16 protein-coding genes and 1 pseudogene are annotated in these 21,786 nt (G+C 58.0%); 10 read left to right on the top strand and 7 right to left on the bottom strand.

All coding sequences use genetic code 11. The features are described from left to right. Positions 1-121: 121 nt before the first annotated feature. From thiE to ACXAD0_RS14450, 3 genes are read left to right on the top strand one after another with little or no spacing between them, the layout of a single operon-like run. Complete coding sequence (gene thiE, locus ACXAD0_RS14460; protein ID WP_475089250.1) at positions 122-1,756, top strand: thiamine phosphate synthase; 1,635 nt, start codon at positions 122-124, stop codon at positions 1,754-1,756. Continuing rightward, positions 1,746-2,537, top strand: a complete 792-nt coding sequence (locus ACXAD0_RS14455) for a HesA/MoeB/ThiF family protein (RefSeq protein ID WP_475089248.1) — start codon at positions 1,746-1,748, stop codon at positions 2,535-2,537. The genes thiE and ACXAD0_RS14455 overlap by 11 nt, the downstream gene beginning before the upstream one ends. Continuing rightward, the gene (locus ACXAD0_RS14450; RefSeq protein WP_475089246.1) at positions 2,503-2,964 is read left to right on the top strand and encodes a c-type cytochrome; all 462 of its coding nucleotides are present in this window, start codon (positions 2,503-2,505) and stop codon (positions 2,962-2,964) included. The genes ACXAD0_RS14455 and ACXAD0_RS14450 overlap by 35 nt, the downstream gene beginning before the upstream one ends. 330 nt (positions 2,965-3,294) lie before the next feature. Here the strand turns inward: ACXAD0_RS14450 and ppc are convergent, their stop codons facing one another. Beyond that, on the bottom strand, positions 3,295-5,958 hold the full coding sequence (ppc, locus tag ACXAD0_RS14445) for a phosphoenolpyruvate carboxylase (protein WP_475089244.1): 2,664 nt from the start codon (positions 5,956-5,958) through the stop codon (positions 3,295-3,297). A gap of 264 nt (positions 5,959-6,222) precedes the next feature. On the opposite strand from ppc, the gene ACXAD0_RS14440 reads away from it, so the two are divergent. Then, entirely contained in the window at positions 6,223-6,969 is a 747-nt protein-coding gene (locus ACXAD0_RS14440; RefSeq protein WP_475089243.1) for a phosphorylase family protein, read from the top strand. A 47-nt stretch (positions 6,970-7,016) separates the two neighbouring features. Here ACXAD0_RS14440 and ACXAD0_RS14435 read toward each other — a convergent pair whose 3' ends face one another. Then, positions 7,017-7,424, bottom strand: a complete 408-nt coding sequence (locus ACXAD0_RS14435) for a hypothetical protein (RefSeq protein WP_475089241.1) — start codon at positions 7,422-7,424, stop codon at positions 7,017-7,019. 198 nt (positions 7,425-7,622) lie between these two features. On the opposite strand from ACXAD0_RS14435, the gene ACXAD0_RS14430 reads away from it, so the two are divergent. Beyond that, positions 7,623-8,093 carry a Dps family protein gene (locus ACXAD0_RS14430; RefSeq protein ID WP_475089240.1) on the top strand — a complete coding sequence of 157 codons (471 nt, stop codon included), beginning with the start codon at positions 7,623-7,625 and terminating at the stop codon, positions 8,091-8,093. Positions 8,094-8,106: 13 nt separating this feature from the next. Here the strand turns inward: ACXAD0_RS14430 and ACXAD0_RS14425 are convergent, their stop codons facing one another. Next, positions 8,107-8,985, bottom strand: coding sequence for a LysR family transcriptional regulator (locus ACXAD0_RS14425; RefSeq protein ID WP_475089239.1), 879 nt, complete (start codon positions 8,983-8,985; stop codon positions 8,107-8,109). A 166-nt stretch (positions 8,986-9,151) separates the two neighbouring features. Between ACXAD0_RS14425 and ACXAD0_RS14420 the strand changes: the two genes are divergently transcribed. From ACXAD0_RS14420 to ACXAD0_RS14400, 5 genes and pseudogenes are all read left to right on the top strand, one after another. Then, entirely contained in the window at positions 9,152-11,134 is a 1,983-nt protein-coding gene (locus ACXAD0_RS14420) for an acetoacetate--CoA ligase (RefSeq protein WP_475089237.1), read from the top strand. A gap of 153 nt (positions 11,135-11,287) precedes the next feature. Beyond that, positions 11,288-11,668 carry a hypothetical protein gene (locus ACXAD0_RS14415; RefSeq protein ID WP_475089235.1) on the top strand — a complete coding sequence of 127 codons (381 nt, stop codon included), beginning with the start codon at positions 11,288-11,290 and terminating at the stop codon, positions 11,666-11,668. Between the two features lie 112 nt (positions 11,669-11,780). Further along, complete coding sequence (locus tag ACXAD0_RS14410; RefSeq protein ID WP_475089234.1) at positions 11,781-13,613, top strand: autotransporter assembly complex protein TamA; 1,833 nt, start codon at positions 11,781-11,783, stop codon at positions 13,611-13,613. 1 nt (position 13,614) lies between these two features. Continuing rightward, positions 13,615-17,682: a translocation/assembly module TamB domain-containing protein gene (locus ACXAD0_RS14405; RefSeq protein WP_475089233.1), complete on the top strand. Its 4,068-nt coding sequence runs from the start codon at positions 13,615-13,617 to the stop codon at positions 17,680-17,682. Positions 17,683-17,743: 61 nt separating this feature from the next. Then, positions 17,744-18,187 (top strand): annotated as a pseudogene (locus ACXAD0_RS14400) (nucleotidyltransferase family protein); the annotation flags it as partial. Positions 18,188-18,266: 79 nt separating this feature from the next. On the opposite strand, the gene ACXAD0_RS14395 reads toward ACXAD0_RS14400, so the two are convergent. The 4 genes from ACXAD0_RS14395 to ACXAD0_RS14380 form a co-directional block, all read right to left on the bottom strand. Beyond that, positions 18,267-19,199 carry a M90 family metallopeptidase gene (locus ACXAD0_RS14395; protein ID WP_475089232.1) on the bottom strand — a complete coding sequence of 311 codons (933 nt, stop codon included), beginning with the start codon at positions 19,197-19,199 and terminating at the stop codon, positions 18,267-18,269. Positions 19,200-19,293: 94 nt separating this feature from the next. Next, positions 19,294-20,301, bottom strand: coding sequence for a class 1 fructose-bisphosphatase (gene fbp, locus ACXAD0_RS14390; protein ID WP_475089230.1), 1,008 nt, complete (start codon positions 20,299-20,301; stop codon positions 19,294-19,296). 238 nt (positions 20,302-20,539) lie between these two features. Continuing rightward, entirely contained in the window at positions 20,540-21,196 is a 657-nt protein-coding gene (locus tag ACXAD0_RS14385) for an HAD family hydrolase (RefSeq protein ID WP_475089229.1), read from the bottom strand. Positions 21,197-21,238: 42 nt separating this feature from the next. Next, positions 21,239-21,616, bottom strand: coding sequence for a hypothetical protein (locus tag ACXAD0_RS14380; RefSeq protein WP_475089228.1), 378 nt, complete (start codon positions 21,614-21,616; stop codon positions 21,239-21,241). Between the last annotated feature and the right edge of the window lie 170 nt (positions 21,617-21,786).

The following is a 21,786-nucleotide window of genomic DNA, read 5'->3' as shown; positions in this document are numbered from 1 at the left end:
GTCCATGTCGCCGACGGTTTCGAAAAAACTAACCCGCTACTTTACCTTCAGCCCATCTTTCATCGGCTTCTTATGTCGATAGGTTGGCGGGCCTGAGTGATTTTTTGGGGGAATTGCCTGAATGAGGCAAACAGTTAACGCATCTCGATCAGCGAAGCCCATCGTCTGGTCTATTGCCGGAAGCGATTCCGGTGGTGGCGCCGGTATTCAGGCAGACCTGCTGACACTGGCAGATCTGGAATGTCATACCTGCACGGCGATTACCGCCAATACCGCGCAAAATACCCTCGCCGTCGAGGCTATCAATGCGGTACCTGTTGAGGTGCTGCTTTCCCAGCTGACCGCGCTCGAATCCGATCTGCCGGCTTCTGCGATCAAGATCGGTATGCTCGCGAATGGTGAGCAGGTCGCTGCCGTTGCTGATTTTTTGCAAACATTGCGGCAGAAGCGACAAATATCAGTGGTTTATGACCCGGTGGCGGTGGCATCGAGCGGTTCTGTGCTCAGCGAAGGTGATACCCGCAGTGCCGTGCTCAATCGTCTGCTGCCGCAGTGTGATCTGGTCACTCCGAATCTACCCGAACTCGAATGGCTGACAGGGCTGTCCATCGATGATGCATCCGATCTTGCCGAAGCGGCGAGTCAGCTGGCGCGCACGATTGCCAGTGCCGGGCATCGTTGCGCAGTGTTGGTGACCGGAGGGCACACGCCGATTCGCGCACAAGACACGGCGGATTATCTGTGGGACGGTGCACAGGACTATTGGCTGATTGGAGAGCGTATTCCGACTACGGCAAGCCACGGCACTGGCTGCAGCCTGTCTTCTGCGATTGCCGCAGGGCTCGCGCAGGGATACCCGCTGCGCGATGCCTGCATGGTGGGCAAGGCTTATGTGCACAAGGGTTTACGGCTGGGTACCGGTAGTGCACTCGGTGCAGGTGCCGGGCCAGTCGGACACTGCGGTTGGCCGACCGACTTGCACGACTTCCCTCGCATCCTGTTACCGCAGGATGCAGAAGCAGAGGCCTACGGTCTGTTTGCTGCTGAGCTGGATGGCGTCGATAGTGCGAGCTTTGCCACCGGTTTCGCGTCGGTAGATACGCACCAGCTGGGCTTGTATCCAGTTGTGGATTCGGTGGAGTGGATTGAAAAACTGGCCAGGCTCGGCGTGCGGACGCTGCAGTTACGGATCAAGGATCCCGGGGCAGATATTCATGCGGAAGTGCAGCGTGCGGTGGCGATTGGCCAGCGCTACGACCTGCGTTTGTTTATCAATGACTACTGGCGCGAGGCTATCGCGTGTGGCGCTTACGGCGTGCATCTCGGTCAGGAGGATCTGCAAGCCGCAGATCTCAGCGCGATCAAGGCCGCGGGTTTGCGCCTGGGGATCAGTACCCACGGCTTTTTTGAATTGCTGCTGGCATGGCGCTACCGCCCCAGCTATCTGGCCATCGGTGCCATCTTCGCAACCGGTACCAAGGATATGAGTGGCCAGTTGCAGGGGGTCGACAAGCTCGGCCGTATGGCGACCTTGCTGAAGGACACTCCGCTGGTGGCCATTGGTGGTATTACCGCGGAGCGCGCCCCGCTCGTCGCCGCGACCGGTGTCGGTAGCATTGCAGTGGTGAGTGCAGTGACAGCGGCAGAGGATTACACTCAGGCAGTCCGTCACTTTGAGGGTGTGTTGGAAAATGCCCGGAATGGCAAGAGCCAACAAGCCCAACTAACGCCGCAGGGAGAGCTTGATGCTGTCTAAACGGGAGTTCCAGCGCTACAGCCGCCAGATCATGCTGCCCGAAGTGGGCGAGGAGGGGCAGGGCAAGCTCTCCCGTGCGCGGGTGATGATCGTCGGTTTGGGTGGCCTCGGCAGCCCGGTGGCCCTGTATCTGGCCGCAGCCGGTGTGGGCGAGCTGCACCTGGTCGATGGCGACAGCGTTGAAATTTCCAATCTGCAGCGGCAAATCCTGTACAAGACCAACCACCGCGACAAGCCCAAAGCCCAGATGGCCGCACAGCAGTTGGGCGCAGCCAATCCGGAAATCCGCCTGCATGCACATGCGCGCATGGCTGATGCCAGCTGGTTACGCGATATGGCCCCACAGGTCGACTTGGTGCTGGATTGCACCGATAACCTGAACATTCGCCACACGATTAACCGCGTGTGTCTCGAGACCCGTACGCCGGTCATTATGGCGTCGGTGCAGGGTTTCGCCGGACAACTGGTGAGCTTCGACTTCCGCCAGTCGGTCTCACCCTGCTATGCCTGCCTGTTCTCGCCTACGAGTGATGCCCCTGCGCAGAACTGCGAAACTGCCGGTGTGATCGGCCCCGCACTGGGGATGGTGGGCAGCATGCAGGCACTGGAGGCCCTCAAGTGGATACTGGGATTGCCCCTGGCTTCACTGGGCAAACTGCACCTGTTCGAAGCCCACACGCTGGAGTTGCGTCAACTGCAGATACAGAGTGATAATCAATGCACTGTCTGTAGGGGAGCACAACATAATGAAATCCACCCTGAACCTGATACTGGCCGCTAGCCTCACCACTTTTCTGGCTGCCTGTACATCTGACAAGGGCAGCAACCCTGCTTCAGAATCCGCTTCTCCCGCCGCACCGGAAATGGCGGCGCGCCTGTCTATCAGCGAGCCCGCTGCAGAGGAAGGTGCCGATCAAGCGGATGTCGTCGATGCGATCGCACAAGCCGCAAGCCAGCTCTCCGGCAAAGCCCTGCTCGAGACCTACCAGCGCAGCTGCCATGCCTGCCATACCCCCGGCACCGTCGGTGCTCCCAAAACCCACGATGTCGCGGCCTGGGAAGTCCGAATGCATAAGGGCATGGACGTACTCGTCGCCAATGCCAAGAACGGCTTCCAGGCCATGCCGCCACGGGGCCTGTGCTTTGACTGCTCCGATGCGGACTACGCAGCACTGATCGAATTTATGGCAACAGAGCGCGCGTTGTAACGCGCTCTGGTGTCGCCCGTTCTCGTACGGGTTCGCTTCGGTTTAGTCGTATGGTTCTTAGGGTGTCGTTTTCTGAAGTTTGAAAAATAATATTGATTGAGTCAGACGCTGGCGATGAAAACACCCTGCCATGCATTACAGTCTGCACAATGATGAAAGTTATTAATCTAGATAGATTTTGACATACTGGTTCAGTTGCCAAACTCTAACCAGTGCGTAGATTTTCGTTTTTTCTTCTAAGACTCTCTAGCGTAACTTGGGCGCCGAGATTTGGATGTAGGTCACCGGTAGTGGCGACAGCGTAAAACTCACTGCCGCCACCCACGTAACTCAGCCCGTATTCCGCATCCCCGCAGCAATACCGGCAATGGTCACCATCAAGGCACTTTCCAGTACCGGATCTTCATTACGTTCACGCAGACGGGCCATCAGCTCCGCCTGTAGCAGGTGCAGTGGGTCGGTGTAGGGGTCGCGCACGCGGATCGACCAGCGCATAACCGGGTTGTTATCCAGCAGGCTGTCGCGGCCTGTGAGTTGCTTCAGCGCGGCAACGGTATGGGTCAGGTGTTCGCGCAGAGCTTTACCCAGTCGGAACAATTCAGGATCGTTCGCAAGGCGCTCTTCATACCAGGCGGCGACACGGGCATCGGATTTGGCCAGAACCATTTCCAGCATATCGACGGTATTCTCGAAGAACGGCCACTGTTCGCTCATTTCCCGCAGGATTTTCACATCGTCCGGGTTTTCCAATGCGTGTTCGAGCGCCTGCCCGGTGCCGAGCCACGCCGGTAGCATCAGGCGGATCTGGGTCCAGGCAAAGACCCAGGGGATGGCCCGCAGGGTTTCCACGCCGCCGCCGGGTTTACGACGAGCAGGGCGGCTGCCGAGGGCAAGACGACTGAGCTCGGTTTCCGGGGTGACGGTGCGCAAGTAAGCCACCAGCGAGGGATCGTCACGTACCACATCCCGATAGGCGCCCACGGAGATCTGGGTCAGGCGCTCCATTTCTTCACGCCACTCGGGTTTTGGCTGAGTAGGTGGTAGCAGCGTCGCTTCCAGCGTGGCGGCGATGTACTGCTCCAGGTTGTAGGCCGCCAGGGATGGGCGCCCGTATTTCACCCGAATCATTTCGCCCTGTTCGGTAACCCGGATGCGGCCATCGACAGCGCCAGGAGGCTGGGACAGCAGGGCCATACGGGTTGGTGCGCCACCGCGAGAGGCGGAGCCACCCCGGCCATGGAACAGTGTCAGGGGGACGCCATTGTCGTGGAACAGGTTGGCCAGGCGCTCCTGTGCACGGTACTGGGCCCAGGCGGCGCCCAGGAAGCCCGCATCTTTAGCTGAGTCGGAGTAACCGATCATCACTTCCTGGCCGTCGGCGACCCGCTCCCGATACAGGGGAATATCCAGCAGGGCGCCCATGACGTCGCCGGAGTTGTTCAGGTCATCGAGGGTTTCAAAGAGCGGTACGACGCGCATCGGTTTCCGCACGCCGGCAATCTTCTGCAGCAGCATGACCGCGAGCACATCGGACGAGGTCTTGGCCATGGAGATAACGTAGGCACCCAGCCCCTCGGAGCCCTGTTCGGCGATAACCTCACAGGTTTCCAGTACCTCCTGCACTTCTTCATCACAGAATTCGCTGCGATAGAAAGCCGCATCGACCAATGGGCGACGACTTTCCAGTTCGGCCAGCAAAAACTGCTGCTTGCGGGCTTCATCCCATTCGATGTAGTTCCCGAGGCCGAGGTAGCGGGTAATGGCATCCACTGCCGCGGCATGGCGGGTGGATTCCTGGCGGATATCCAGTTTGAGCAAGGTGATGCCAAAGCAGTTGAGGCGTCTCAGGGTGTCGCTGAGCAGGCCGTTGGCGATGTCTGCCAGGCCGACACTGCGCAGCGAGCGATCGATAAGCCGCAGCTCTTCAGCCAGCTGTTCGCCCTTGCTGTAGCCGTCTCCTTTTGGATCCGGCCGACCGGCCACGCGGGCTTCCATCTGGCCGCGGGTGACGCGCAGGCGCTCGCGTACTTCCCGTAACAGCACACGGTAGGGCTCGTTACTGGGACCGGTGCGGGCGAGAAGCTCATCGCTGGCGCGGTGCATGGACAAGTCGGCGAGCAGGTTGTCGATATCCCGCAGATACAGATCAGCGGCCATCCAGCGCGCGAGCTGCAAGACTTCGCGGGTTACCGCCGCCTTGACGTTGGGGTTGCCGTCCCGATCGCCGCCCATCCAGGACGCAAAACGGATCGGCACCCAGCCGGAAGCGGGTGCATCGATGCCGGCGCGGGCAAACTCCGCTTCGAACTTGCGCATGGCCCTCGGCACAGCTTGCCACAGGGATTGCTCGATAGTCGCGAAGCCCCATTTGGCCTCGTCGACCGGGGTCGGGCGTTCGCGGCGAATCTCGTCGGTGCTCCACGCCGACAAAATTCGCTGGTGCAGTTGGCGGCGGAGCTCCGCACCTTCCTCTTCGGTCAGGTCCGGTCGATCCAGTCCAGCGAGCAGGTCGGCTATCTGGTCGTACTTGTTGATGAGTGTTCGACGGGTAATTTCAGTCGGGTGTGCGGTGAGGACCAGCTCCACCGACAGGCGTTGCAGCACTTGCTGTACGGCTTCTTTTGGCGTGCCTGCCTGCTCCACGGCCTGCAGGACCTGGCGCAAACTCTGGTCGGTATCCGGGTCGCCAGGGTAACGTACATGCTGGCGATGCAGGCGTTCGCGGTGGCGCTGCTCGGCAATGTTGGCAAGATTCAGGAATTGGCTGAAGGCGCGCGCGACTTTGAGCAGGGTGTCGTCGTCGAGAGGAGCGAGTAATTCCCGCAGTCTTCCTACGGGCATTTCGCCCTGGCCGCGGCTTTCCACTGCGGCCTGTCGAATGGTTTCGACCGTATCGTACAGTTCCTCTCCCGCATGCTCACGCAGCACGGCACCGAGCTCTTCCCCGAGCAAACGCACATCTTCCCGTAAGGGCGTATTCTGATCCTGTTTCACGCGTAACTTTTTCCTGGCCTGTTGACGCGCAATTTTCGCATAAAACGCCTTTGGCATGGAGTGATGTTTGCGTTTCTCTCAGGAAAAAACGGCTTGTCGCCGCATTGGTCAGTCCAATGGTAATGTGATCAAAAAATAATGATTTTTAGAGGTAACGTTGTGGCGCGGGAAGGAGCGTCATGCGCTTTGACCACTATCCGCCGTGTCTTCCCGCTACCGGAAAAATCAGGGTAAAGTGGCGCGATAACTTTGTCGGAATTGAACATGCACAATCCCCTAGAAAAAATCGCCTTGTTGTTTGCCATGCAGGAAGAGGCTGCGCCAGTCGTTGAAACTCTGGGGCTTAAGCCTGTTCCTGTGTCGGGAGATCGGGACCTGCCGTTTACCAATTTCCAGGGTAGGGTAAATGGTCTTTTTGTTGCGGTGACCGTGAGCGGCAAAGACCATCGTTACGATGTGGATAATATTGGTCCGATGGCGGCCACGTTAATGACCTATGCGGCGATCAACGATTTCTCCCCGGATCTGGTGATCAGTGCCGGTACGGCCGGAGGATTTGCCGAGCGGGGCGCGGATATCGGTACCGTATACCTGAGTGATGATCGTTTCGTGTTCCACGATCGGGTCGTGCCGCTAACCGGTTTCGACCATTCCAATGTGGGGCACTATCCAGCCCTCAATGTGCGGCGCATGGCAGTGGATCTCGGCCTGCCGGTCGGTGTGGTTTCCTCCGGGAGTTCGCTGGAGAAAAATCCGCGCGATATTGCAGTCATCGAGCGACACCAGGCGGTTGCGAAAGAAATGGAAGCGGCTGCGGTTGCCTGGGTGTGCATGCTGAAAGAGGTGCCATTTCTGGCGCTCAAGTCGATCACCAATCTGCTCGACCGGCCCGGAACGTCAGAAGCGCAGTTTGTTCAGAATCTTGGAATTGCCAGCGATCATTTGCGCGTGCAAATGTTGCGCGTACTGGAATACCTGCCCGGAAAGACATTTCCCGAGCTGGAAGGCTGATTTAAAGAATTTTCTTCCGTCCATAGGTATCGCAACTGCTACAGGTGCTATGCGGGCGTACCCGCCCCAAGGCGCAGATAGATAAACACGAGAACTGCGATATCCATCAGCAGATGGGTAGCGACGGTTGCCGGTAGCCGAAACTTCAGAAAAGGTGTGGCCAGGTGTGTTTTTAGCGCAGGACTTATCTGCTGATCTTTTGCTGCAACTACGTGCAGCTCCTGCTCCAGCGCCACCAGCCTTCGGGTTGTCCCGTAGATGATCGAAAGGTTCATAAAGTAAAAAAGCGCATTTCCGCCAAGTAATGCCATCTTCGTGGCATTGCTGACCTGAGTCACATCACGGGTGAGCACCCAGCCGCACACAGCGATAATCACGATGGTGTAGAAATTCCAGTAGCTATTGTTGCGGCCTTCCAGTTTCTCAATCAGGTCAAAGAGTTCTACCGAGCGCATGCTCATTCCCCCTGTAGGATAGGTACGTTAGGCGCTTGCATTATCCTGCATACATTGGGGCATCATAATCGATTGTCTGGGGTTATTACCTCGATTTCATTAATTAACTTCACTGTCATAGCGGAGCAGCTAACATAACTCCATGACTTCAGGTGGCCCCGCGTATTTGGCCACCCTTACCCAGGGAGGAAATCCGACATGACTGAGATCGATATTGGTATTGGCGCCGCCGAGCGTAAAACAGTGGCGAAGGGGCTGAAGCATCTGCTGGCGGATACTTACACCCTGTATCTGCAGACCCATAACTTTCACTGGAACGTTACCGGTCCGCTGTTTCGCGAGCTGCACCTGATGTTCGAGGAGCACTACACGGAACTGGCGACCGCAGTAGATGACATCGCCGAGCGTATTCGCACGCTGGATGTGGTGGCACCGGGTACCTATAAGGCTTTTTCCGAACTGAGCACGATTCAGGAAGTGGAAGACGTGCCGGCGGCAGAAAAAATGGTGGAGATTCTCACCCAGGGTCACGAGCAGGTCGTCAAGACCTGCAGGGAAGTGCTCAAGGCAGCCCAGGATGCGGAAGACGAATCGTCTGTGGCGTTGGTTTCCGACCGTATGCGGGTGCATGAGAAAACGGCCTGGATGTTGCGCGCCACCAGTAAGTAAAGTGCCGCCGGTTTTACTCGGTCAGCATTTCCAGGAAAGCGGTCGCCGGTGCCGACAGGGCACTGCGGCCGCGTAACAGTATCCCGACCTCGCCGCCCACTTCCGGGGTGGAGAGGGGCAGGGTGACGAGCCCGTATTCACGCATCTGTGTTTCACACAGTTGCGGCACTGCACTGGCGCCCATCCCCGTTTTCACCAACCTGCCAATTGTACTGAGCTGGCTGGCCTCGCACAGTAGCCGCACCTGAGCGCCACACGCCGCAAAGGCCGCATCGGTCCAGCGCCTGACGGCAGAGCCCCGATTCATGGCAATAAACGGTGTATCTGCCAGCGCACTCCAGTCGAGGGACTTGCGGCTGGCAAGAGGATGTTGGGCCGGTAAAACGGCCACAAACCGGTCCTGCTCCAGGGGTAGGAACTCCAGGCTGCCCAGGTCATCCGGACGGAAGCTGATGCCCAATTCCACCCGTCCATCGCGTACCGCCGCCTGCAGGCGCTCCATGACGATGTCCTCAATGACTATATTGATCTGCGGATGGCGCCCGTGAAAGCGAGCGAGCAGGTCGGGTAGCCGGTTGAGCGCAAAAGCCGGAATGGCACCAATCTGCAGTTGACCGGTTTCCAGTGCGAAACGCTGCTGCACCGCGCCAAAGGTGCTGTCCCAGTGGCGGATCAACTGGCGGGCACGGGTGAGAAACTCGCTGCCCTCGGGCGTCAGGTTGAGCTGACGACTGTCGCGGTTGAACAGCTGTCCTCCGGCCGCGTCTTCCAGATTGCGGATGGCCACAGAGAGTGCTGGCTGCGAGATGTGCAGTTGGGCGCTGGCTTCCGCCAGGCTCTGACTGGAGGCGACGGCCACGAAGGCACGCAGCTGTTTGATGGTGGCACTCAAGGGCGGTTTTCCGGATTTTCGGGGTGATTTGCAATGTTAAATAAAATTTAACACAAGTGAAATTAAATAAATTGATATTAACAGTCAGACCAAGGCATGATTGTGCCCACCCTGGCGTTCCCCTAGTTTTGCCACCAACACAATAATGAACGGATGAGGTCAGCCGATGAGTCAGTCTTCTTCTTCCCAGTCGCCCCTGTGGCAGCCGTCTGCCGAGGCGATCGCGGCCACCCAGATGGACGAGTTTCGTCGTCTGGTCAATGCGCAGAATGATCTGACGCTGGCGGACTATAACGAGTTGTACCAGTGGTCGATCGACAACCGCGAAGCGTTCTGGAACCAGCTGTGGGACTTTGGCGGCGTGGTGGCCAGTGAGCGAGGCTCTGTGACCCTCGAGAATGACGAAATGCCCGGCGCGCGCTGGTTCCCGGAGGCGAAGCTCAACTTTGCCGAGAACCTGCTGCGCTACCGCGACGACCGCGCCGCGCTGGTGGAGCGCCTGGAAAATGGCAGCCGTCGATCGCTGACGTATGCGGAGCTGTATGTGCGCGTCGAACGCCTGGCGTCCGCGCTGCATGACAGCGGGGTAGTAAAAGGTGACCGCGTTGCCGGGTTTATGCCCAATGTGATGGATACGGTCGTTGCCATGCTGGCAACCACCAGCCTGGGGGCCATCTGGACGTCCTGCTCACCGGATTTCGGTATCAACGGTGTGTTCGACCGCTTCGGCCAGGTGGAGCCAAAGGTGTTGTTTGCCTGCGAAGGCTACTTCTATAACGGCAAGACCATCGACTCGCTGCCCAGATTGCAGGAGATCATTACCCGAATCGATTCCATTGAGAAAATGGTGGTAGTGCCGGTTGCACGCAGTGCGGAAGAGACTGCTTCAGCGATCGGTTCGCTGAATCGCGCGGTGACACTGGCGGACTTCGAGGCTAACGCCCCGCAGCGCGCGCTGAAATTCGAGCAGACCGAATTCAATCACCCGCTGTATATCATGTACTCGTCGGGCACCACCGGTGTACCTAAGTGCATTGTGCACGGCGTAGGCGGCACCTTGTTGCAGCACATCAAGGAACATCGCCTGCATACCGATTTGCGCCGCGAAGATGCCTTGTTCTACTTCACTACCTGTGGCTGGATGATGTGGAACTGGCTGGTGAGCGGCCTGTCCTGCGGTGCGACCCTGGTTCTGTTTGACGGTTCACCGTTCTATCCTGAGGCCCGCAGCCTGTGGGATATGGCGGATGAAGAGGGCATCAGTGTGTTTGGTACCAGCGCCAAGTACATTGCTGCTCTTGAGAAAGCCGGCTGTAAACCGCGTGAAACCCACCAGCTCGAGAAATTGCGTGCAGTGCTCTCCACTGGGTCGCCGCTGGCCCACGAGGGATTCCGTTACGTTTATCGGGATATCAAGGCAGATCTGTGCCTGTCGTCGATTTCCGGTGGTACCGATATCGTTTCCTGCTTTGCACTGGGTAACCCCACGTTGCCGGTTTATGCCGGTGAGCTGCAGTGCCGCGGCCTGGGGATGGCCGTGGAAGTCTGGAATGACGATGGCAAGCCGGTGTTGCAGGACAAAGGCGAGCTGGTGTGTGCGACGTCCTTCCCGTGTATGCCCATCGGTTTCTGGAACGATCCGGATGGTTCCAAATATCACGGCGCCTACTTTGAAAACTGGCCGGGAGTCTGGGCTCATGGCGATTATGCAGAGATTACCGGGCATGGTGGCGTGGTGATCTATGGCCGCTCGGATGCGGTGTTGAACCCTGGTGGCGTCCGCATTGGGACGGCGGAGATCTACCGTCAGGTTGAGAAGGTCGAAGAGGTACTGGACAGCATCTGTATTGGCCAGGAGTGGCAGGATGACGTACGCGTGGTGCTGTTTGTGGTTCTGCGGGACGGTATCGAACTGGACGATGCGCTGACCAAAAAGATCCGTACCACGATTCGCGCCAACACCACACCGCGCCACGTGCCTGCCAAGGTCATTCAGGTGAAGGATATTCCGCGCACCATTAGCGGCAAGATTGTAGAGCTGGCAGTACGCAATATGGTGCACGGGAAGCCGGTCAAGAACCAGGAAGCGCTGGCCAACCCCGAGGCCCTTAAACTGTATGAAAACCTGCCAGAACTGGCGGCAGACTGATTTTGAGCAGGCTGCTGATTTCTGAGACGCGCCAAGCCCCGTTTTGACGGGGCAACCTCTCCTCCTGCCGAACTGGCGCTTCACCATTCGCGGCAATCTGCGCTAACCTAAGTGGTTCAGACATCTCTGAATAATTCCAACGGATAAACGCGGATGGTTACTTATCTTTACTGGGCAGCGGTCATTGCCCTCGTGATTCTCTCTCTCTATGCCGGCAGCCGCCTCGGCAGCCTCAGGATGGGGGCGATCATCGCCGGTATAATCTTTCTGGCGGGATGGCTGGCGTATTACTTCCACTACGAACAGGTGTTTGTGAAGCGGTTTGGTGGGGTGATGCGAATTTCCGTTCCGGATGGGCAGCGACATATCGGCGCCACCTGGAAAGACGATAACCTCTGGGTAGAAAACTATGACCCGGAAACCAACACCTGTATTTTTTCCGAGTACTCCAAAGGCAATCTGCTCGAGGGACGGGTGCTGATCCGCAATTGCAATCCGATGACGTCCGGCGCGCCACAGTCCGGCACACAATAAGCGTTATCGCGTCGCGCAACTTTTTCTCCTGACGTGGATCCTACAAGTTAGGGAAAGGAATCAAGTCGCCCTGGAGCGAGCGGCAGCGGAGATCTGCCGCGTATGGAGACGGATGACATCACTGCGCAATTTACCCGGCATCCTGCTGATCATCTTGCTGCTGGCGAGCCATGGCGCTGCGCACGCCCTTCCTTTCTTTAACCGCCTACCGGGCTTCGAGATCATACTCCCCGCCGATTCCGAGCTGCAGTCCTGGCTGAAAGACGAATTGAACAAGCAGCGCAAGGGCAACAACGTCCTCAAGAACTATGAGGACGCCCGCGATGTTGCCCGTTACGAGCGCAATACCTTGCAGAAACTGTTGCGCTCCCGTGGCTACTACGACAGTAGCGTGCGCCAGGAAGTGGGAGATGGCCGCATTCGCTATGTCGTTGATCCCGGGCCCCAGTATCGCCTCAAGGAAGTCTCCATCGACATGCCCGACCAGCTTCGTCCCGGCTTCACTGGCCTGCCTCTCCAGCAAGGGGATGTGCTCGAGGCGAGCAAGGTGCTGGAAGGGGTAAAGGTGCTGGAAAAGTACCTGGGCAAAGAATCCTGTTTGCTCAACATTGATGTGGATTACCAGGTGACGGTGATTCACAGCGAGCGCGCTGCCCGGCTGGAATACATGGTAGCGCCGAGCCCCGAGGTGGTGATCGGGGAAGTGCGTATCGTTGGGCTGACGACGATTGAAGAAGACTTCTTACGGGACAAACTGAAGATTGGGCCCGGCCAGTGCTTTCATCGCAGTGAAGTGGATGCAACGCAACTGCGCCTGTTGCGTACCAACCTGATTTCCGGAGTGACCACGGAAATTTCCGACCCGGTGATGGGGGTGGTGGATGTCACTTTCGTGGTGCAGGAGCGTAAGCATCGCACCATCAAGCTTGGCGTCGGGTATACCTCTGACGAAGGCGCCGGTGTCAGTGCGGGCTGGGAGCACCGCAATGTATTCCATCGGGGCGAAAAAATTGAGGTGGAATCCAAGGTAACCCCGGTTCAGCAGACGCTGAAAGGGACGCTGAAGATTCCCCGCTTCCTTCGCGACAAGCAAAGCTTCACGGCAAAAACGGAGTTGTCCAAGGAAGAGCGGGATTCCTATGATGCGGAGTCTCTCACAGTAGGGGCGACGATCTCCCGACGGCTGAGCAAGCATCGTACGGCGAGTATCGGCACCGAGCTGAAATTCAGTGATGTGACTGAAGATCTGGAGGAACTGGAGCCTCTGGACGATCAGGAGGAGCTGGATGATCAGGAAGACTACACGCTGCTTTCTTTCCCATTGGGGTTGAAATGGGATTCCACCGACAACCCGCTGGACGCACGGAAGGGCGCCACGGCGGCCCTCGAGGTCAAGCCCTATGTTGACCTGCGTAACAACGATACGACGTTCACCAAGACCACGCTTTTGCTGAGTGGTTTCCACACGTTTGAAGAGATGTCCTTCAAGCCTACGGTGGCCGTACGGCTGAAAGCAGGAGTGATATCCAACAGCGAGCTTCTGGAAATTCCTGCGGATGAACGCTTCTATGCGGGTGGTGGTGGCTCGGTACGCGGTTACGGATATCAGGAGTTGGGACCTCGCAGATTGATTGAACCCACTGAGCCAGATGAGAAAGTGCGCTTTAGTGATGTGATCGGGGGGCGTGCGCTCAGCGAGGTCTCACTGGAGGCGCGTCTCCGTTTCAACGAGACGTGGGGTGGTGTGCTATTCGTTGATGGCGGTAATGCTTATGCCGATACCAAGCCGCGATTCGACAGTTCTTTATTCTGGGGTGCGGGAATTGGCGTTCGCTACTTCACTTCATTTGCGCCGTTACGCGTAGATATCGCTTTCCCCCTGGATAGTCGCGAGTATCTCGACGACGACTTCCAGATCTATGTCAGTCTGGGGCAGGCATTCTGACATGGCATCCGTATCGGGATTACTGACCGGATTTGTTCAGGCAGTAGGTGTGATTTTCAGGAGCCTCTGGCACTCGCTGGGGGCGAGAGGCGGGCTGGTAACCGGGCTTCTACTGACCGTAGTTTTTATCATCCTCTTCACATTGGGCACCGAGACCGGAAGGTTGGTCGTTACCCGTGCTGTACTGGATGCTTCTGACCGCTTCCTCCCCGGCTTGACCATAGAGGCGGAGGACATCGGTAGCCCCTCTCTCGGTCGCTGGACCTTCACAGAGCTACGCACCTCGTATGAGGGCAAGGCCCTGTTGGACGCGCGCGATCTGATACTGGATGTCGACTTGATTGGCCTGCGTAAACATATAGACCTGCGGGAGCTGCGTGCGGTGTCCGTCTGGTTGGACTACGACGTGTTGCAACGGCTCCTGCAGGATCACTTTCCTGCGTCAGCCGAAGATGACACGACGCCTCAGGACCCGCCTGACCCAATAGCGAGTGATACCGATAGCGCTGCTGATACCGCCAGCAATTTGCCGCCCGATGCGGTGGAGCCGGAAGAGGCCGAGGCAGAGCTACAGCAGGATTTCAATCTGCCCTCGATTCGCGTCCAGTCTGTGGCGTTGGAAAAGGTGGCGGTCGTGATGAAATCTGTACCCGATCTTCCCGAAGTTGCGCTGCGTGGTGAAGGCAGTTTGCGTTGGCAGGGACAACCGGCACACCTGAGCCTGCAACTCGATGAGCATGGCGGCGCGGGCCTGGAAATACAGGCCTCCGGTGAACAAGTGGCCAACGGGGAAGACTATCAGGTGGCCTTTACTGCCCGCGAGAAAGCGGGCGGATTCCTCGGCGACTTGCTGCATCTACCCGAGGGGGAATCGCTCGATGCGTCGGGCAACCTGCTGGTGACACCAGAGGACGACCAGCACATACGGATCCAGGTGAACCAGCTACAGGTACCCCTGGTTTCCCACCAGTTTGCCGCTTCTGGAGATCTGCTGCTCATGCTTGCTCCCTGGCAAGTGGTAACGGATGGTCTGATTCTGAAAGTGGATGAATCCAGCCACCGCGTTGCCGGTTTCGTGAACGGCAATACGATCGACCTGGAGGTGCTGCTGAGAAAGTTCCCGCTGTCCGTGAGCGAGCCGTGGCAGGAGCTGTTAAAGGGAGGCTGGGTGAGCGCGGAGGTGTCCGTACGCGGACCGCTGCGATTGCCATCAGTCAATGGGACATTGGACCTGCGTACCAGCTTGAATGGAGAGCGGGTAGCACTGGAGGCCGCTGTCTCGACAACAGGCAAAGTCCTGTCCATTGAACGCGCAAAGCTGGGGATTCAGGATGCGAGGCTGGCGATATCCGGAGATGTCGATCTTGGCGGCGAGCAGCTCGATCTGAACGGATCCCTGGACAAGGTGACGGTGGCGCAGGTGAAAAATCTTCTTGCGGTATTGCCCTGGACCGAGGATGTGACGCTGCCCCCCGACCTGGGCGGCGCCGTGAAGGCCTTAGCGTTCGCCGCACGTGGCCCGTGGCAAAACCCTGACTTTTCTCTGGAACTGGATGCGTCCCCGACCTATCGCGGATTCCCGACTCGCCTGCAGGCGCGTGCGACGGGTGACCTGAAGCAGCTCCAGATTCAGGACCTCGCACTGACCGGCGAAGGCTTGCGCGTGTCTGGCAACGGATCCATCCAGCTTGCCGATCGAACCCTGGAGTTGCAGTTGGATGTGGCAACCGAGGACTTTGACCCGCAGGCACTGCTGGACCTGCCGGTGACGGAACCCCTGTCGCTGGATTTGGAAATGGCGGTTGCGGTGAAGGGACCCTGGGATGGGTTGGCGGTCGACGCGAAACTGGAATCCAGCGGGCAGTATGGTGGCTACCGCTATCAGCTGTATGGTGCTGCGGTCGGCGATCTGGAGGAGCTTGTACTGGATCGCATGCGCTTGCAGCTCTCCAATGGCAGCGGTGCGGGCCAGCAGTTACGTCAGTCACTGTTGCTCAATGCCGGCGAGCAATCCGGGTTGCGCCAGAGTCCCGCTCGCGTGCAGCAGTTGGCTGCAGAAACCGAACAGCTCGGGCGTCGCGGCGAGGCCTGGCTCGAAGTGGATGGGCGACTGCGCCTGAAGGCCAAAACCCTCGAAGGCACAGTTGCTGCGCGCAATGTGCCGTTGTCATTGCTGGAATTGGTTGGCGCGGAGCTTCCTCCGTCCCTCGATGGCATTGCCAGCCTCGAGGGACAGTTTGAAGGGCCGCTGAGCGCACCGGAAGCCGATGCCAATCTCCTGGCCTATGGCAATTTCCGCGGGGAGCCCTGGTCATTGGAGGGCGATATCAGCTATGGCGCCGGACGTATCCGGCTGGACGGTGTGCAATTGCTCTGGGCTGATCGCAACCGTTTTGTGGCGGAAGGTAGCGTGGATCAGACGCGGCTGGATCTGAAGGTCGAGGGCAGTGCGGCCCTCGCAGACCTGCAATTGCCTCTGCCGGCGGAAGTGAATGACGCCGGTGTTGTCACACTGAGTGCCGTCGCCGAAGGTAGTCCCAAGCAACCGCAATTGTCTGGACGGCTGCAGCTCGAAAGTCGCACGATTAATCGGGGCAATCAGGTCCTTCCCCTCACAGCCTCACTATCGTGGCAGACCCGTGCGGGCAAGCTGGCCGTAGATTTTGGCATTGTACATGGTGGCCGGCAGGCGGCTGAAGCCAATGGTGAGCTGGCGATTGCGCCGATTTTTTCGCGGCTGTTTGCTGAGCGCGCGCCCGGTGAACCGCTCCCGCCGTTGCCGCTCAAATACCAGAGTCAGGGCCGGGCGGATCTGTCGGCGTTGGGCGTGTTCTTTGACCCGGAAATCCATCGCCTGCGCGGGCAAGTTCGCTATGCGATCAATGCCGACGGTACGGTGGCCGATCCGCGTATCAGCGGCAATATCGATCTCAGTGGTGGTGATTACGAGCACCGGCCCAGTAACACGCGACTGCGCCAGATCGAATTCGCCATGACGATGACGCCGACGCAATGGCAAATTGTCCGAGCCTCTGCGGAGGATGGCGAACGTGGTCGGGTACGTATCGAGGGGGGAGTGAGATTCTCACCGAATATACCGCCGGTCATGGATCTTGCGTTGACCGCGCGCCGTATGCGCCTGCTCAATACACCGGCGGTCAATGGCGCGGTATCCGGTTCCCTGACATTAACGGGCAATACAGAAGATGCGCTGCTGGCCGGTGATCTCAACCTGCGACCACTGGAGGTGCAGATTGAGCAGTTGTTCGGGAGCAGCGTGCCGGAAATTCAAGTCGTTGAGGTAGAGGTCGACGGTGAGGTGGATCCCCCGGGACCCCCGCTACTGGAAAAAATCGCGCTGGAAATTGCGGTGATACTCGACAAGCAGTCTTATGTACGCGGGCTGGGGCTCAACTCCCAACTGCAGGGAACCGTCAATGTGCGCGGTACGGCGGCGAAGCCGGAGGCGGGTGGCGAACTGACGATTGTGCGGGGTAACTTCGATCTCCTGGGCAAACGCTTTGAGTTGCTGGAGGGGCGCGTACAGTTTGAGAACAATGAAGCAGCCATTTACGCAAAGGGCGAGCATACCTATACCGACGGTGAGATTACTGCGGAAATATCGGGCACGACGAAAGATCTCGATGTGAAGTTCAGTTCCACCCCGGATGCGGCGCAGGATGAGATTTTTGCACAGCTATTGTTTGGCAAGTCCCGCAGCGATATCTCGCCGCTGCAGGCGGTCCGACTGGTGACGGTGTTACGCTCATTGCGTTCTGGCGGGTCGGTGTTTGACCCGGTGGAAAGAACGCGGGCCTTGCTGGGTGTGGACACATTGGATGTGAAGAGCGAAGAGGGGGATTCCGGCGACGAGTATGCCCTGAGTTTGGGCAAGTACATTACCAACCGGGTTTACCTGGAGGTACAGCGCAGCACGGACCCGCTGAATCCGTGGCAAGCGCAAATGCAGGTCGAGCTGCGTCGCAACCTCAATCTGCAAATCAAATCAGCAGATGAGAGTGAAAGCGGCGCGGGCAGCGTCGAGTTGCAATGGAAAAAGGATTACTGAACAGCTAAAAGTTAGGGGATAGAAAAAGAGAAAAGACCGCTCTGCCCGAGCAGGAGCTTCCATGGAATACGCCGCTATTGTCCTCGCCGCAGGTTTTTCCCGTCGATTTGGCTCCGATAAACGACTGGCCTCTGTCGATGGCCGTCCAATGCTACTCAAGTCCCTGGAACCGGTCTGCCAACTGGTAGATGCCGGCATCCTCAAACAGGCTCAGGTGGTGTTGCGGGCCCGTGATCCCCTGGTGCGCGCAATGCTTGGCCGGTTGCCGATTATGGCCACCCATGCGGACCCTTGGCCGGTGGGCCCCGGCGCAAGCCTTGCCAGCGCGGTCGCACGCTTACCGGCAGAAATTTCGGCAGTGTTGATCGGCTATGGCGATATGCCATTTATTCAGGCTTCGACGATGATGGACTTGCTTTCCGCCTGTCATCAAAACCGGATGGTTGTTCCTGTATTCAACCAGCAACGCGGATTCCCCATGGTGGTTGGACGTGATCTGCTATCCGCGCTCGTTGGTATGCCGCATCGTTGCCTGCCGGGTTATCTTGCGAAGCAGGCACCGGACCTGGTGGATGAGGTGCCCGTTAGCGATCCCGGGGTGTTACTGGATATTGATCGTCCCTGGGAGTTCTACCTGGCCACGCGACCGGATCAAGTCGGTAAAACCCCTGAAGTAATTCATACAGTGCCGGTTGTTGCGACTTCAGGGGATTCGGGCTGACAAAAAATGCCTCCGTGGCGACCGCGAAAAATTCCGCCGGCGACTGGGCACCGTAGACGTCCAGGACTGGCCTTTCTTCGGGATGATCATCACTCGTTGCGCTGCCCGATCCACTGAGATGCCAGTGGCTGTTAAGGCGTTCTTCTCTTTCCCGCTGCGCCCGAAATACCAGTTGTGCATAGGCCTCCTGCATCACCACCGCCCAACGCTTGTTGGCTTCTGCGTCGGGGAAGACCGGCCGCCCATCATACAGTCCGTCTTCCTCGTCTAACTTGTGGGCGAACTCATGCAGAATGACGTTGCGTCCCCAGTGGGATTCTTCGAGATCACGGCTGACATTGGACCAGGTCAGCACGACTGGGCCACGATAGTGAGATTCGCCCTCTCTGGCATCTGCATAGCGGGTCTCAATCGGCCCGTCATAATGGATGTTCGGTGCGACGTAGGTATCCGGGTATAGCAGGATCGTACGGAGGTTTGGATAGCAGCGATGCGCGCGACCCAGTAGCAGGAGACAGGCCCAGCTCGCAATGGTGACCCGCATGGGTTCTGTGACCGATAGCCCCTCCAAGCCCACAAATTCTTTGTCCTGCAGGAACTGGCTAATGTTCGTGCAAAGTTCCTGTTGTTGCGCGGCGGATAATGCGGAATAGGGCGGGAAGTTGCGCTGCACCATCGATAACTGGGCGGCACTGAGGGGGCGGCTGCGCAATCGCTGTTGTCGCCAGCGTCGCCAGATGGACGGCACGACCCAGACTGCGATCGCGATCAGAATGATGATCAGGAATGCTTGCAACGGGGTAACCTCACGGACTGGATGAGGTTAGTTTGAACAAAAATGCCGCACTGATCCAGCGCGGCATTTTTCGAGTGGACTGCCTGCGAGCAGGTCAGCTTTCTGCGAGGAATGCCTCGACTTTCTCTACCATGGATTTGGAGCCCACGAAGAAAGGTACACGTTGGTGCAACTCTGTGGGGTCGATATCCATAATCCGCTGTCCGGGTGCCGCGAGCGCTGCACCACCAGCCTGTTCGGCCAGGAACGCAATGGGGTTACATTCGTACAGCAACCGCAGTTTGCCATTCGGGTAACTGCTGGAGGTGGGGTACAGGTAGATACCCCCCTTGATCAGGTTGCGATGGAAGTCGGATACCAGTGAGCCAATGTAGCGTGAGGTGTAGGGGCGCTGGGAGGCCGCATCCTCTTCCTGACAGTACTTGATGTACTTTTTCACACCTTCCGGGAAGTGAATGTAGTTGCCTTCGTTGATCGAGTAGATGGTGCCATCCAGTGGTGTCTTCATATCGGGATGAGACAGGCAGAATACACCCAGGCTCGGGTCGTAGGTGAAGCCATTGACGCCATTTCCGGTGGTGTACACCAGCATGGTTGAAGAACCATAAATCACATATCCGGCAGCGACCTGACGATTGCCTGGTTGCAGGAAATCCGCCTCGGTGACCGGCGCGCCTTTCGGGGAGATACGGCGGTAGATGGAGAAAATGGTCCCCACTGACACATTGACGTCGATATTTGAAGAGCCGTCGAGCGGGTCCATCAGTACGACATACTCGCCGTCTGCACTATCGCCCTCTTCAAACGTAACGTACTTGTCTTCCTCTTCAGAGGCGATACCACAGACTTCCCCGCGGGCCGCCAGCGCAGTCTTGAACTTGTCATTGGCGTAGAGATCCAGCTTTTGCTGTTGCTCTCCCTGCACATTTTCTTCACCCGCTGCACCGGTGATATCCACCAGACCGGCTTTGTTAATCTCGCGATGCACCACTTTGGAGGCGAGTCGGATGGAGGAGAAAATGGAGGTTAGGGCGCCAGTGGCACCGGGGTATTCTGCCTGACGTTCAACGATGAATTCGCCAAGCGTTTTAATGATTTCCATATGCGGGCTCTTCACTTCAGGGAGGGCAATGCTGAAGCGGGTGCATTCAGCGGGTCCCTAGTCTCACTTTTGGCGCAAGTTTGTCAACAATCTTTTCCGCTTTCTTCGCTCGCGGGCCCCTTGTCATCTCTCTTGCTATGCAGGGTGCGTGCGAATCGTGCTGGCTCATAATCGCGTATATTGTGCGCGGAGACGGCGTGGAGAAGCATGCCGAATCGCCTCTGTTACGGTGGCTCCTCTACTGCGGTGCAGACTGGATCCAGCGCAGAGCATCCTGAAGGCTATCGCACAGGAAATCTGCGGCAGACAAATCCTGGCCGTCAGAAAACGCATTGCGAACGGCGACACAAGTGAGTCCGGCAGATTTCGCCGAGGCAATGCCAGTGGCCGTATCTTCCACTGCGACCCCGGCCTCGGCGTCGCACTTTAACAGTGACAGCGCATGTTGATAGACATCCGGAGCCGGCTTGCCCCGGTCAACATCGTCGCGCGTTGCGACGGCGGAGAAATAGTGTTCCAGCGGATATGCGGTGAATGTCTGCTGGATCTCTACCCGATTGGACCCGGTGGCAATTGCCAGCTGGTATCCCGCCTGATGGGAGGCCTTGATGGTTTCTTCGGCAAAGGGCATCAATGGGCAGGGCGCGTCCTTGAATCTTCCCCGGGTCAGTCGCTGCTTTTGCTCGCAGAGATCCGCGGCGCTATGGGGGAGGGCGAACGCCTCAATCAGGTATTCCGCATTTTGCAGGGTCGGCACACCGTTGCAATAGCGGGTATACAGCTCCAGCGGAAAATCATGGCCCATCGCGGCGAGCAGGTCGCGCCAGCAACCGTAGTGCATGATTTCGGTATTAATCAGCGTTCCATCGTGATCGTAGAGGATGGCTTTAAACATGGCAGTGACCGCGGGTGTTGGATCTTGGAGTGGAAATCGTGATCAGGTAGGTTCTCCTGCGTCACGTAGCTCCTGCTTGCTGGTCGCCCGTATTGCAAAGGTAATAAGACAAGTCACTGGGTTCGCGAATGGAAAAAGACTCAGCAGTGCCAGGGCCAGCAGTTGTCCTGGACTGCGGTTCACGATCGCCAGATGCGTCCAGACGGTGATGGCTCCGTAAAGCCCAAGCACAACGGTTAGAGTCAGGATCGGGCCGTCTGCTGGTGCGGCTGTGGCGAGGGTTGCGACTATGGCGATGAGCCAGAGCCATTGCAGGATGAGATAAATCTTACGCCAGATCCCCAAGCTGGCAAACGAGCGCTCAAGATGGCGGGTTTGGGAGATTAGCTCCGCCGAGGGGGCAGTGTAAACGTTCGTCATCGGGCATTCCTTACGAGTCTCAGCGACTTTGGGCGTGTTGTGTCCGTTCCCTGGAAATCGGTGCTGCCGAAAAGGTTACCAGAACGGTGAGCTGACTGCCTTCCGACCGACGGGAAGGGTGAAGATGAATACCCGATCTGGACGAATTTTGTGCATGTGCTGTAAAGGCC

It is taken from the genome of Microbulbifer sp. ABF4_148, from assembly GCF_056158985.1.
The sequence above is the reverse complement of the archived record's forward strand: the minus strand, read 5'-3'. Positions and strand labels throughout refer to the sequence as shown.